This window comes from Aurantibacter sp. UH7 (assembly GCF_056839165.1).
In genome coordinates this window covers 1,013,644-1,027,696 of sequence record NZ_CM166388.1, presented here as the reverse complement: position 1 = coordinate 1,027,696, position 14,053 = coordinate 1,013,644, and the positions used below count along the sequence as shown (strand labels likewise).

Below are 14,053 nucleotides of genomic sequence, written 5' to 3'. Positions count from 1 at the left end.
GTTTAACTTTAATAGCTTAAACTATTAGATAGTTTTGTAATCTTATAAGGAATCAATCTTCTAAACCAATACATGAATACTAGAAAAATTATACTATCAATACTTGGTGTCCTATTGATAATAGGTGCCTTTTATGCTGCAAACCTAATAGTAGACAGTAAAAAAAGTTTTAAGCCAAAGGCTCAAAAAGTGGTTAAAACTGTATTTGCTGAAGTCGTTGAAAACTCAGATGTGGCTATTGTAGTACCAGCTAATGGTAATCTTGTAGCCAAGAATAGAGTTGAACTTTATGCTGAGGTTCAAGGAGTGTTTAAAAGAGGGAATAAGTTGTTTAAAACCGGGGAAAACTTTAGAGCGGGTGAAACTATAATACGAATAGATGCTTCTGAATATAGTGCAAGTGTGCAATCTGCTAAAAGTAATTTATATAATCAGGTAACAGCAATAATGCCCGATTTACGATTAGATTATCCAGACATATTTCCTAAATGGCAATCTTATTTAAGTGGATTCGATTTAAATAAACCAACTCCAGATTTACCTGAAATGGTTTCTGAAAAAGAAAAGTTTTTTATTAGCGGTCGTGGAATACTTACAGGTTTTTATAATGTTAAAAATCTTGAACAGCGACTTTCAAAATATAGAATTGCTGCTCCTTTTAGTGGCGTACTAACAGAAACATTAGTAACTGAAGGTACACTTGTACGATCTGGTCAAAAACTAGGTGAGTTTATCAATACCGATTTTTATGAATTAGAAGTTGCGGTTAGTAAAAATTTTAGTGATTTATTAAAGATTGGGGAGAGTGTAGAATTGTCCACTTTAGATGAATCTAAAAAGTATGTAGGTAAAGTAGCCCGAATAAATGGAAGAGTTGATCAGGCATCACAGACAATAAAGGCATTTATTGAAGTCAAAAATAGTGATCTGCGTGAAGGAATGTATTTGGAGGCTAACCTAGATGCAAGAAATGAAACTGATGCTATAGAAGTTGATAGAGGTCTTTTGCTTGAAGGTGATAAGATATTTGTGGTTAGAGATACCATTTTGGATTTAATTGATGTAAAGCCTGTTTATTTTTCGGATAAAAAAGTGGTGTTAAAAGAAGTGCCCGATGGTACAGTTATAGTTTCTAAACCGATTTTAGGAGCTTACACAGGTATGGCCGTAAGAATCTTCGAAGACAAACCAACAAATACTGATAAATAATGCGGAAAGTTATAGAGTATTTTATTCGGTATCATGTAGCGGTTACTGTTGTGATATTGGCCTTCGCTGTTTTCGGTATTGTAGGTGCTGTTTCACTTAAATCATCGTTTTTTCCGCTTACAGATTCAAAAAATATTGCCATTGCAATTACATATCCTGGAGCCTCACCTCAAGAAATTGAGGAAGGAATTGTTTTAAAAATAGAAGATAACTTAAAAGGTTTAGAAGGTGTAGATCGAGTTACATCTACCTCTAGAGAAAATAGTGGTAGTATTAATGTAGAAATAGAAAAAGGCAGAGATATTGACTTTATGTTGCTTGAAGTCAAAAACGCTGTTGATAGAGTGCCAACTTTTCCAACGGGTATGGAACCTCTCATAGTTTCTAAACTTGAGGTAGTGCGCCAAACAATAAGCTTTGCTATTAGCGGTGAGAAAATACCTTTAGCAACGTTAAAACAGATTGGTAGAGAAGTTGAAAATGATATTCGGGCGATTGAGGGTATTTCGCAAATAGAAATTTCTGGCTATCCCGATGAAGAAATTGAAATCGCTGTAAACGAAAATAGTCTTTTGGCATATAATATATCTTTTACAGAAGTTTCACAGGCTGTTGCTAATGCCAATATTCTAGTTACTGGTGGTAATATTAAAACCAATGCAGAAGAGTATCTTATTAGAGCAAATAACCGTTCGTACTATGGTGACGAATTATCAAATATTATCGTTAGGGCAGATGCGTCTGGACAAACAGTTCGTTTAAAGGATGTTGCTGAAATTAGAGATCGATTCTCTGAAACCCCTAATGCTTCTTATTTTAATGGAAACCTATCTGTTAGTACTACTATCACAAGTACAAATACAGAGGATCTAATTACTTCTGCGGATAACGTTAAAATATATATCGAAGAATTTAACCAAAAGTATGATAATGTAACGCTTAGTATTGTCAGTGATTTATCTGAAACCTTAAAGGGTAGAACGCAACTTCTAATAACTAATGCATGGCAAGGGATGTTATTAGTACTCATCTTTTTGTCTTTGTTTTTAAACACGCGTTTGGCATTTTGGGTAGCTTTTGGACTTCCAATAGCATTCTTAGGGATGTTTATATTCGCAGGCTTCTTTGATGTAACTATCAATGTGCTTTCATTATTTGGTATGATTATCGTAATTGGTATTCTCGTCGATGATGGAATTGTAATAGCCGAGAATATATACCAGCATTACGAAAAAGGAAAATCTCCTGTAAATGCAGCTATCGATGGAACTTTAGAAGTATTACCACCTATTATCTCTGCCATAATAACAACTATTCTGGCGTTTTCTATATTCTTGTTTTTAGATAGTAGAATAGGTGAGTTCTTTGGTGAAGTTTCGGTTATAGTAATCTTGACCCTAGTAGTATCGCTGGTTGAAGCGTTAATTATATTGCCCGCGCATTTAGCACATTCAAAAGCATTGCAACCCGCAGAGAAAACTCCTAAGACCGCAATAGGTAGAGCATTCGCCAAGTTGCGAATTATTAATGAGATGGGCGATAGATTTATGAAATGGATGCGTGATAATTTGTATGCGCCTGCATTGAAATTCACGTTGAGTTATAAAGTATTGACCTTTGGAATTTTTGGTATGGCTCTAATTTTAACCCTGGGTTCTGTGGGTGGCGGTATAGTAAGAACTGCATTTTTTCCTAGGGTAGCTAGTGATAGAGCATCTATTGAATTATTGATGCCAAATGGTACGAATGAAAAAGTTACAGATTCAATTATTTCACTAATAGAAGAGAAGGCTGAAATTGTTAACCAAGAATTAACCAAAAAGTACTTAGCGGGTACGGATAAAATTCTTTTTGAAAATGTAATTAAAAAGGTAGGTCCTGGATCTTCTGCGGCTACACTAACCATTAACCTTTTGCCAGGTGAAGAAAGACCAGATGCTGTTAAGGCAGATTTAATTACTAGTAGACTACAAGAATTAGTTGGTCCTGTAATTGGCGTTGAAAGTCTTATTTACGGTTCTGGTGGTAATTTTGGTGGGTCACCAGTTTCTGTTTCGCTATTAGGAAATAATATAGAAGAGTTAAAAGCGGCTAAACTAGAATTGAAAACGGTTTTAATAAATAATCCTACCCTAAAAGATATTGCAGATAATGACCCAGCTGGTATTAAAGAAATAAGATTGCAATTAAAGGAGAATGCCTATTTATTAGGACTTGATTTAAGAAGTATAATGAATCAAGTTCGTGCTGGTTTCTTTGGTTCTCAAGCACAGCGTTTTCAAAGAGGGCAAGATGAAATACGGGTTTGGGTGCGTTACGATCGAGAGAATCGTTCTTCAATTGCAGATTTAGACGAAATGCGAATAGTTACTCCGAGTGGCGATAGAGTTCCATTAAAAGAAATTGCCACTTATGTAATAGAAAGAGGAGATGTAGCAATTAATAGATTAGAAGGTAGACGTGAAATACAGGTGTCAGCAGATATGAAGGATCCTAGAGATAGCCCTACAGATGTTATGACTCAAATACGGGAAGAAATTATGCCCGAAATACAATCTAAATATCACTCAGTAACGGCATCGTATGAAGGACAAAGTAGGGAGCAAGGCAAGCTTGTTGGGTCTTTGAAATTTGTTGGTTTAACAGTACTCGCATTAATTTACATAACTATCGCCTTTACTTTTAGAAGCTTTAGTCAGCCACTAATGCTAATTTTATTAATTCCGTTTAGTTTAACAGCTGTTGTTTGGGGCCATTGGATACACGATTTTCCTGTCAATATTTTGTCACTACTAGGTATTATTGCCTTAATAGGAATTATGGTGAATGATGGGCTGGTCTTAATTGGTAAGTTTAATACCAACCTGCGTGATGGAATGAAATTCGACGATGCAATATTCGAAGCTGGTAAATCGAGATTTAGAGCAATATTTTTAACTTCAATTACAACTATTGCAGGTTTAACTCCATTATTGTTTGAGACAAGTAGACAGGCGCAATTTTTAAAGCCAATGGCAATTTCAATTGCATATGGTATTGGCTTTGCCACGGTTTTAACACTCATGGTTTTACCGCTGTTTTTATCTTTTAGTAATAAGATGAAAGTAATTACAAAATGGTTGATTTCTGGTAAAGACATTACTAAAGAAGAGGTGGAAAGAGCTATTAAAGAACAACAAGATGATTTGCATTTACAAGGACAAAAAGCCAGACCATAAAGTAAATGTTTTCGACCCTCATTTTCAGGCGAAAATTAATTTTAATTCTACAAAGATTTAGAATGCATATAAAAATGAAAAATTTATATTTAAGTACATTGCTTTTATTATTAACCACCAGTACTTTTTTTGCACAAGAAAATTTACTTTCTAAAGAAGAAGCTGTACAATTAGCATTGGAAAATAATTTTGGTATTATGGTTGCAAAAAACCAGGTAGCAATAGCAGAAAACAACAAAAGTGTGCTTAATTCAGGTTTTTTACCCACCCTTACTGGAAGTGCTACCGCTAATTATGGTAGAAACGATAACCAGATAGAATTTCCAGGTCGACTTGAAACAGATCCAGATACTGGGGAGACAAGACCTTTTCCAGATGCCGAACTTTATAAGGCTGAGGCACAAAATTATAGCACTGCACTAACCGCTAATTATACATTATTTGATGGCTTAGGGCGTTTTTATAACTACAAGCGTTTGAAAGAACAATATCAATTAAGCGAATTACAGGCAAGAGAAACAATAGAAAATACGGTTTTGGAATTGTTCAGTGTTTATTTCGAAATTGCGAGGCTCACAGAAAATGAAAATGTATTACAGCAGACTTTAGAAACTTCTACACAACGTATAACACGTGCCGAATATGCTTTTGAATATGGTCAAAATACAAAGCTTGATATTTTAAATGCTCAAGTCGATGTTACAAATGATAGTATTAATTTGTTAAATGCAAAGCAACAACTACAAAACGCTAAACGCGATTTAAGTGTATTACTAAGTCAAGATTTAAACAGAGTATATGAGGTAGATACATTAGTGAATTTTATTCCTAAAATTAAACTTGAAGAGTACATGTCGCAAGTTGATATAAATAATGTTGCCTTATTGCAAACCGAGCGGAACTTAAATATTAATGCCTACGACATTAAAGTGAGTAAATCTGGTTATTTGCCAACTTTAGGTGTGTCAGGTACTTATGGGTGGGGATTAAATCAATCTGCAGCATCCGCATTCTTTCCAGGAACCAATAATGAAAATACACGGAATTTCGCATTGGGCGCGAGTTTATCATGGAATCTTTTTGATGGTGGGAGTACAACTGTACAAGTGAAAAATGCAAAAATTGCTTACGAAAATCAAGAGTTTTTGAAAGAACAAATACTTTTAGAGGTTAATAGAGACTTGCAAAACGCAAGAACTATTTATGAAAACCGGTTGAGTATTTTTCAAATTCAAGAGCAAAATGTTATAACAAATATCAATAATTTTGAACGCTCAAAAGAACAATTTCAATTGGGACAAATAACTTCGATAGAATTTAGACAAGCACAAATAAATTTGCTTAACGCCCAAACAAATAAGAACCTTGCTAAGTACGATGCAAAATTGGCTGAGTTACAATTATTACAATTAACAGGACAATTATTAAATGTTGAAATTTAGTATAGTTACAGCTTTTTCATTCTTGTTTTGACGTTTAAAAAAAGCTATCTTTTGTGGCTAAATAAAATGTAAATGGCCAAAATTGGAGTTGGAATAATTGGAACTGGATCAATTGTAAACACGTATAAAAAATGTATTTCAGAATTAGATGGCGCTGAATTGCTAGCGCTCTACACAAAATCTTCTTCAAGAGTTGCTGAGGTTGAGAAAAAATTTGGAATACCGGTATTTGACGATATTGATAAATTACTTGCCTTACCAGAAATTCAATTAATATGTGTCTGTAACGAAAGTGGCAATCACGGTGAAGCCATAATTAAGGCTGCTAGTGCTGGCAAACATATCTTAAGTGAAAAACCTTTAGAAGTTACTACAGAAAAAATAGATGAGGTTATTGAAAGCTGTAAAACTAACAATGTAATATTAGGCTGCGTTTTACAAAATAGATGTAGTAAAGATTATATGCTCGCTGAGCAAACCATAAAAGATGGGAAGCTTGGAAAATTACTTATGGGTAATGCCCATATTAATTGGTATAGAAATAAAGAATATTATGCCACAAATCCTTGGCGTGGTACCAAGCGTTTTGATGGGGGTGCTGCTTTTATGAACCAAGGAATTCACACTATCGATTTATTATTGAATTTAATGGGAGATGTAAAATCTGTTTTTGGTAATGTAAAAACAATGGTACACTCAATAGAAGGAGAAGATGTTGGAATTGGTGTATTGAATTTTAAAAGTGGTGCTATTGGTACTATTACCGGTGGTACAGCTCTTTATCCAGGGTATTCTGAACGTCTTGAAATTTATGGAGAGAAAGGTAGTATTATACTTGAAGGAGGTAAAATAATTCAATGGAATGTACTCGATACTGTGAAACCTCAGTTAATGAATGCTTCTAATGATGGTAGTGGGGCATCTGACCCAACGAGTATTGGTCATGAAAATCATAAAACTGTTATTTCAGACATGATTACTGCAATAAAAGAAAACGGAAAACCAATGGTAGATGGTGCAGAAGCTAAAAAAGCTGTTGCGGTAATTACAGCATTTTATCGTTCTTCTGAAGAAGAGAAATTAGTTCGGCTTTAAATTAAAAGACGAATATAATGTATGAACATTTTTTTCAATGCCCCTACTGTTGGGAACAAATATCTATGCTGATGGATACTTCAATACAACAACAGACTTATGTAGAAGACTGCGAAGTATGTTGTAATCCAATAGAAATTACAACAACTTTTACTATGGGTGAATTAACAGCTTTCGATATAATAGAATTAGGACAATAATTAAAATTATCCCTCACCTAGAATAATCTCTAAGTCTTTTTTATTTTCAGAAATGTTTTTAGCAGTTTCTACATTTACTTTAGTTCCCCATAGATAAACACGTTTTAGGCTTCCTATTTTTTCAATGTTTGATAGACATTCATCTGTGACATTAGTGCCATATAAGTTTAAAGATTCTAAATGCTTTAACCCTGCTAAATAAGAAATTCCTTTGTCAGTGATTCCCGTATTCTCTAATTGAAGTCGTGTTAAATTAGTAAATCCAGTGAACGAAGCTAGCCAATCGCTTTCAACATTTGTTCGGGCTAATGATAACCAAGTAATGTGATTTTTAACGGCTTCTAACGCTTTAATTTTTTCTTGCGTTAAGTCGTTTCCTGAGTATTTTATATCTAAAAGCGGATTTGTTGCGCCTAGAGTATTTACAGTAAAACCTTCGTTTAATAAATCAGCAATCTGCGTACTATCTGCAGGAGTTATGGTTACAGTTTCATACCATGGTTTTGGGTCAGTATCAAGACCGAACCTTCTTAATAAAACGGGCTTTATATTTTCATCTACTGCAAATGCAGAAGCGGGGTCTTCAAAAGAAGCTCCTTTGCTAATCCACCATTCTACAGTTTTTATTTCATCATATGTTAGCGCATTATTTGTTGGAGGCATAAATTTAATGTTCTTCTGCGGTAGTGTAATACGTCTAAATAATTCACTTTCTTCTAGATTGCCAGGTGCAATTGCTAGACCACCATCACCACCAAGTTGTAATGAATCGGCATGAGCCATGTTTAGTCCACCTCTTTTAGCTTCATCATTGTGACATGCAATACATTTTGCTTCAAAAATTGGTTCAATTAAATCTGTATATACTAAAACTGAATCTGGAGTGCCCAACAGTATTAAGGAATCTTTTTTAGCTGATACCCCTAAAATACTTTGTACCGATTCTGGAGCATATTCCGTTAAATATGTTTCACCATGAGTTAGATTTCCTCCTTTATGCCCTTCAATTGAAAGCATGAGTAATATCACAATGTTGAATCCGTTCTGAATTAATTTAGAATAGGAATTCGGTTTCATTTTTAACCGCCATCCCACAAAGGCAAATAGAACAAGTGCAATACCAAGCCAACGATGCGAAAATAGCATGTCTTCTTCGTAAAGCCCAGTTTCACCTAGCCACCAACCAGAAAAGGCTGCTGCTGCTGCACTAAGAGCTCCTAAAAGCCATGCAATCGGAATTAGTTTACTCTGAGTTTCAACTTTTCGAAAATTCTCAAACCATTCTAATAAAATGGCCAAGATTAAAAACCCGATAGGTAAATGAACGAATAGTGGATGGAAACGGCCTAAAAATGTTGAAAACTCTAATGCTAACATGCAAACTTATATTTGGTGTGATTATTAAATCCGGTTTATTCAAAATGATTCAGCATCAAATACTGATGCCATCTGTGTTACTAATTTTTACTTTTGTGTTTATTCCAATGGCAAATTTTAATATGATAACCTGACCATTGGTATTCAAATTATTTTTTTCATAATAATTATGCCAAAACTTCTTTTACTACATCTCCATGTACATCTGTAAGACGATATCTTCTACCCTGAAATTTAAAGGTTAAACGTTCGTGGTCTACTCCTAATAAATGCATTAAAGTTGCTTGAAAATCATGTACATGAACTGGGCGTTGAGCAACATTATAACCAAAATCATCAGTTGCTCCTAAAGTAAAACCTTTCTTGATGCCTGCACCAGCCATAAATATGGTAAAACATTTTGGATGATGATCTCTTCCAAAATTATCTGGAGTTAATTTACCTTGAGAATAATTTGTCCTTCCAAATTCCCCTCCCCATATTACTAATGTGTCTTCGAGCATACCGCGTTGTTTTAAATCTGTAATTAACGCTGCAGTGGCTTGGTCAGTTTCTTTACATTGTCTTTTAATGGCATTAGGTAAATTGCCATGTTGATCCCAACCTTGATGATAAAGCTGAATGAATTTTACATCGCGTTCGGCCAATCTACGTGCTAGAATGCAGTTGGCAGCGTAAGTGCCAGGCTTACGACTGTCTTCACCATACATTTTATATGTAGCATCTGTTTCATCTTTTGTATCCATTATTTCCGGAACAGAAGTTTGCATACGAAAAGCCATTTCATACTGAGCCATTCGTGCTAGAATTTCTGGATCTCCTACATCATTATGATTTAGTTGTTCTAATTTTTGAAGATGATCTAGTTGTTCGCGTCTACTTTTACCGTCTATTCCAGGAGGATTGGTTAAATAAAGAACTGGGTCTTTACCTGATCTAAATTGTACGCCCTGATGCTGCGAGGGTAAAAAACCGTTGCCCCATGATCTTGAATACAAGGGTTGGCCATATTTGTCTTTAGTTACTAAAACTACAAATTCGGGTAAATTTTTATTGTCGGTACCTAAACCATAACTTACCCAAGAACCTATAGAAGGTCTGCCTGGTAGTTGAGATCCAGTTTGAAAAAATGTCACTGCCGGATCATGATTAATAGCTTCTGTATACATCGATTTAATAAAGCAAAGCTCGTCGACTATTTTCGCAGTATGTGGCATTAAATCAGACATCCATGCGCCACTATCACCATGCTGTTTAAAATCGAAAACAGTTCCTGCAATAGGTAATGTTGCCTGGCCCGAAGACATTCCTGTTAAACGTTGTTCACCTTGTACACTTTTTGGCAAATCTTGCCCTTGCATTTTATTTAATAACGGCTTGTAATCAAAAAGATCTAATTGCGATGGTGCACCACTTTGAAATAAATAAATTACACGTTTTACTTTAGCAGGAAAATGAGGTTGCCCCAATATTCCTCCACCACCAAGAGCGCTAGTCAAATCTTGTTTGCTTCCTGCAAATAAGTCCATAGGATCTAACATAGATGCCATAGATAATGCTCCCATGCCTAAACTTGTCTTTGTTAGGAAGTCGCGTCTTGTATAATTTTTTTTATGATTGTGTGTACACATTTTGTTTAACTGTATTAACGTTTCATGTAAGCTTCATCATGATTAAGAATAGTATTCGCTACCATGGTGAGCGCTGCTGTTTCTTCATTAATATGAGCGTTATTTATTTTTTTATTACCTACAGATAAAAGCTCGCGTGCCTCAGCAGGATTATTTTGAAATCTTATGTTTTGAGTTTCGAATAACTCTTTAAGTATTGTAGTTTCTGCTGCTTTAGGTTTTCTGCTAACAGCCAATCGAAAACCATAAGCTATTTGATCGTCTAAAGTACTACCGCCTTCTAAAACCATCCGTTCAGCCAGCATTTTTGAGGCTTCCACAAATTGTATGTCATTCATAAGAACTAAAGCCTGTAATGGTGTGTTGGTATTTTCTCTTTTAACTATACAAACCTCTCTCGAAGGAGCATCAAAAGCTGTCATAGCCGGATGCGGAGATGTCCGTCGGATAAAAGTATATAGTCCTCTTCTATATAAGTTATCACCTTCAGATTCTTTATAGTTTAATAATTTGTGGGAGAAACTATTCTTTTCAATCCATAGATTTTTTGGTTGATAAGGTTTCACGCTTTCGCCACCTAAATGTTGTACTAGAAGGCCGCTAGCTGCTAGCGCATTGTCGCGGATCATTTCAGCAGGTAAGCGGTAGCTATTACTTCTTGCTAAGTAAATATTATTTGGGTCTTTTTCTAATAGTTCTTTTGTTGTTTTTGAGCTTTGTCTATAGGTATGCGACATTACCATAGTTTTCAAAAGTGTCTTTATATCCCAATTGTTTTCTACAAAATCTACAGCTAGCCAATCTAATAATTCGGGGTGTGTTGGTAATGCCCCTTGTACACCAAAATCTTGCGGTGTTGATACTAATCCTTTACCAAAAATCATTTGCCAATATCGGTTTACTGTTACTCTTGCTGTTAACGGATTGTCCTCTGAGAAAATCCACTTTGCCAGACCTAATCTATTTTTAGGTGTGTTTTCAGGAAAAGCAGGCAGTACTTCTGGGGTATTCGCATTAACTTCATACATGGGTTGTTCGTAATCTCCACGATTATAGGCAAATGCTTTTCTTTTTTCTGGCATTTCCTCCATCACCATAACTTCCATTACTGGTTGCATTAAATTGAGCCATTCGCCTCTTAAACCTTTTAATTCCTCTTCTAATTTTAGTATATCTGGGGCTTGCTTTGTAGTGACTTCTGCTATTTGTTCTTTGCTTGGTTTTGGTGGGGAATCTGAAGCTAAAGATTCAATCTCAAAGGGTGTTAGCTCTTTGGAATACATAAAAATATCATCAAGCGCACCTTTAAATATACCATACTCGCCAGTAAAACTTCGATAACTTTTAGCGACTTTTACCGGTCTGGTTTCTATGCCATGCACAGCAGATTGTAAAGTTTTAATCGATTTATATAAGTGATTATAAGGAATTACGGTTTCTGTTTTTTTTCCATTTATAAAAAGTGTTAACCCTTCAGCTTTTCCTGAGCCATCATAGGTGAAAGCAACATGTTTCCAATTATTTATCTTTAAAGAATCTTTAGATTTTACTTGAATATAATTATGAGGGAGCGAATGTATAAGTCTTGCGTTTAAGTGATTTAGACTATCTAAATAAAAATCCCAGCCACTCCAATAGTTATTTTTCTCTCCCGAAGTGCCAATTAATTGTTGTGTTTTTCCTTTTTCTCGTTTGGTGGTTTTTAACCAAAGTGCCGCGGAAAATTTATCATTTAATTCGAAATTTGGAGTGTCTCTTAAATAGACTTCATCATATTCTCCAGTAAAGACGAATGCTTTTCCTTTTTTACCGTTAACTATTTCAGGAGTTTTAGAGGCAGTTACTTTAGTATTGTTATCTACAATATAGTTTTCGCCACTTTTACTAATCTTGTCAAGAGGGTAGTGGCCTATTAATTCATTTTCTTTTGTGTTGGAAGGCATTTTTGCTATAAATGAATCAAGATCTTGAAGTTCTTTTTTAGTCAATTTTAATTGACTTACTTTTTCATTAATAATCTCTTCAACTTTTTTTAAATTAGCTTGTGTTTCTTCATCGGGTAGTGCTAACATTGGACCGTAATTACCATCATCACCAGTCATCCCTAATTCTTTTACATTATTAAAGAATGCAGTTAATTGAAAGTAATCTTTCTGTGAAATGGGATCGAATTTATGGTCATGACATCGCGCACATGCAACCGTTAAGCCCATAAGGGCTGTGCCAACTGTTTCAGCACGATCCCAAACATAATTTAAACGAAATTCCTCTTCAATAGCACCGCCTTCTGCGGTCATTGGATGATTTCTATTAAAAGCCGTAGCTAATTTTTGTTGTTTAGTGGGGTTTGGTAAAAGGTCACCAGCAAGTTGCCAAGTAACAAATTCATTATAGGGTCTATTTTCTTTAAATGAATTTATAACCCAATCACGCCAGGGCCACATTAAGCGCCATCCGTCCGCATGCAAACCATGAGAATCGGCATAGCGAGAGAGATCCATCCAATCTACTGCTAGGCGTTCGGCAATGGCATCTGAAGCTAGTAATCTATCAACAACCTCCTCATAAGCATCAGGATTTTTATCATTTAAAAAAGCATCTAATTGAGAAATAGAAGGAGGAAGGCCGGTTAAGTCCATCGATACGCGGCGCAATAGACGTTCCTTATCAGCCTGAGATGAAGGTTCAAATTCTTTTTGCTCCAATGTTTGATAAACAAAATTGTCAATTGCATTTTTTACAGGCCAATTATTAGATTTTACATTGGGTAATTTTGCTTTATTAGGTTTTATAAATGCCCAATGATCTTTCCAAACAGCACCCTGCTCAATCCATTTTACTATCATAGCCTTTTCATGAGCGGTTAATGATAGATGTGAATCTTTGGGTGGCATTTGAATTTCTGTGTCGTTGCTCAAAATTCGTACTACAATCTCACTTTTTTTTGGATTGCCAGCAACAAAGGCATAATTGCCACTTTCTAGTTTCTTGAAAGCTTCTTGCTCTATATCAAGTCTTAAATCTGCTTGTCTTGTATTGTCATCTGGTCCATGGCAGTTGTAACACCGATCTGATAAAATAGGCTTAATGTCAAAGTTAAAATCTAAAGTTTCTGGAAGTTCCTCATAAGCACTACTAACATCTTCTGGTAAGTTGACAGAACAAGATGTTATCAGAATTGCAAAAAAACAAACTATTAAATATTGAATTTTCATTTTTTATTTAGTGGTGTATATAAAAATACATTTTTTTGGAGGATATCTTATAAATGAAGGTTGAATAGCTATAATTAAATTCTATTGTACAGTTATTGTCTAGATTTAGGAGTTGATTAATATCAAATATAGAATGTGATGTTAATCATAACTTTTATTTATTTTTACTCTTCAGTATTAGAATACAAGTAGTTTGGGTTATTAGCTCAGTTGGTTTAGAGCGCTGCCTTGACAGGGCAGAGGTCACCGGTTCGAATCCAGTATGACCCACTAAGGTTACCGTTTCCCCCGATGCTTCGGGGCAGTATAATGCCCTTAATTTTTGATTTAACTGTTTCCTCTTATGCTTTGCGGCGGCATGATGTGTAGTTTATAGGGCTTCCAAAACTTTTAGGAAGCTTTTTTTATTGTCAAAATTCACTTTTTTTATTTTTTTTCAAAAAAAAGTGACTCTAGAAGTGACTTCTTTAAAATGTTGGTGTCTTATTAAATAGAACGCATATGAAAACTGACAATAATGATTAACATTTCTCAATTAGAAATATTTACTATGATGGGTTTACTAATTTTCTTAATCGCAATATGTATGATATTACCATCTTACTTTATTGTTAATTATAAGGAGAGACTAAAAGAGAAAACAAATTATTTGCCAGCATTGATTGC

8 protein-coding genes and 1 tRNA gene are annotated in these 14,053 nt (G+C 34.8%); 6 read left to right on the top strand and 3 right to left on the bottom strand.

Going from position 1 to position 14,053, the window contains the following annotated elements:
- The first annotated feature begins 72 nt into the window (after positions 1 to 72).
- The 5 genes from UH7x_RS04505 (at position 73) to UH7x_RS04485 (ending at position 7,164) form a co-directional block, all read left to right on the top strand.
- Positions 73 to 1,209, top strand: a complete 1,137-nt coding sequence (locus UH7x_RS04505; RefSeq protein WP_482362529.1) for an efflux RND transporter periplasmic adaptor subunit — start codon at positions 73 to 75, stop codon at positions 1,207 to 1,209.
- Entirely contained in the window at positions 1,209 to 4,427 is a 3,219-nt protein-coding gene (locus tag UH7x_RS04500) for an efflux RND transporter permease subunit (protein WP_482362528.1), read from the top strand. The genes UH7x_RS04505 and UH7x_RS04500 overlap by 1 nt, the downstream gene beginning before the upstream one ends.
- A 74-nt stretch (positions 4,428 to 4,501) precedes the next feature.
- Positions 4,502 to 5,869, top strand: coding sequence for a TolC family protein (locus UH7x_RS04495; RefSeq protein ID WP_482362527.1), 1,368 nt, complete (start codon positions 4,502 to 4,504; stop codon positions 5,867 to 5,869).
- Positions 5,870 to 5,941: 72 nt separating this feature from the next.
- On the top strand, positions 5,942 to 6,964 hold the full coding sequence (locus UH7x_RS04490; RefSeq protein ID WP_482362526.1) for a Gfo/Idh/MocA family protein: 1,023 nt from the start codon (positions 5,942 to 5,944) through the stop codon (positions 6,962 to 6,964).
- A gap of 17 nt (positions 6,965 to 6,981) precedes the next feature.
- Positions 6,982 to 7,164, top strand: a complete 183-nt coding sequence (locus UH7x_RS04485) for a CPXCG motif-containing cysteine-rich protein (RefSeq protein WP_482362525.1) — start codon at positions 6,982 to 6,984, stop codon at positions 7,162 to 7,164.
- A gap of 6 nt (positions 7,165 to 7,170) precedes the next feature.
- On the opposite strand, the gene UH7x_RS04480 is transcribed toward UH7x_RS04485, so the two are convergent.
- The 3 genes from UH7x_RS04480 to UH7x_RS04470 all read right to left on the bottom strand — a co-directional run bounded on the left by UH7x_RS04480 (position 7,171) and on the right by UH7x_RS04470 (position 13,387).
- Positions 7,171 to 8,541 carry a c-type cytochrome domain-containing protein gene (locus tag UH7x_RS04480; RefSeq protein ID WP_482362524.1) on the bottom strand — a complete coding sequence of 457 codons (1,371 nt, stop codon included), beginning with the start codon at positions 8,539 to 8,541 and terminating at the stop codon, positions 7,171 to 7,173.
- Positions 8,542 to 8,708: 167 nt separating this feature from the next.
- On the bottom strand, positions 8,709 to 10,106 hold the full coding sequence (locus UH7x_RS04475) for a DUF1501 domain-containing protein (protein WP_482362523.1): 1,398 nt from the start codon (positions 10,104 to 10,106) through the stop codon (positions 8,709 to 8,711).
- A gap of 80 nt (positions 10,107 to 10,186) precedes the next feature.
- Positions 10,187 to 13,387 (bottom strand): DUF1553 domain-containing protein, encoded by a 3,201-nt coding sequence (locus UH7x_RS04470; RefSeq protein WP_482362522.1) that lies wholly within the window; start codon positions 13,385 to 13,387, stop codon positions 10,187 to 10,189.
- A 195-nt stretch (positions 13,388 to 13,582) separates the two neighbouring features.
- Here UH7x_RS04470 and UH7x_RS04465 point away from each other — a divergent pair.
- A tRNA-Val gene (locus tag UH7x_RS04465) sits at positions 13,583 to 13,657 on the top strand.
- The last annotated feature ends 396 nt before the right edge of the window (positions 13,658 to 14,053 follow it).

Excerpts from the sequence above, each read along its gene's own strand:
- UH7x_RS04505 (WP_482362529.1), top strand. The coding sequence starts at position 73 with ATGAATACTAGAAAAATTATACTATCAATACTTGGTGTCCTATTGATA.
- UH7x_RS04500 (WP_482362528.1), top strand. The coding sequence starts at position 1,209 with ATGCGGAAAGTTATAGAGTATTTTATTCGGTATCATGTAGCGGTTACT.
- UH7x_RS04495 (WP_482362527.1), top strand. The coding sequence starts at position 4,502 with ATGAAAAATTTATATTTAAGTACATTGCTTTTATTATTAACCACCAGT.
- UH7x_RS04490 (WP_482362526.1), top strand. The coding sequence starts at position 5,942 with ATGGCCAAAATTGGAGTTGGAATAATTGGAACTGGATCAATTGTAAAC.
- UH7x_RS04485 (WP_482362525.1), top strand. The coding sequence starts at position 6,982 with ATGTATGAACATTTTTTTCAATGCCCCTACTGTTGGGAACAAATATCT.
- UH7x_RS04480 (WP_482362524.1), bottom strand. The coding sequence starts at position 8,541 with ATGTTAGCATTAGAGTTTTCAACATTTTTAGGCCGTTTCCATCCACTA.
- UH7x_RS04475 (WP_482362523.1), bottom strand. The coding sequence starts at position 10,106 with ATGGGAGCATTATCTATGGCATCTATGTTAGATCCTATGGACTTATTT.
- UH7x_RS04470 (WP_482362522.1), bottom strand. The coding sequence starts at position 13,387 with ATGAAAATTCAATATTTAATAGTTTGTTTTTTTGCAATTCTGATAACA.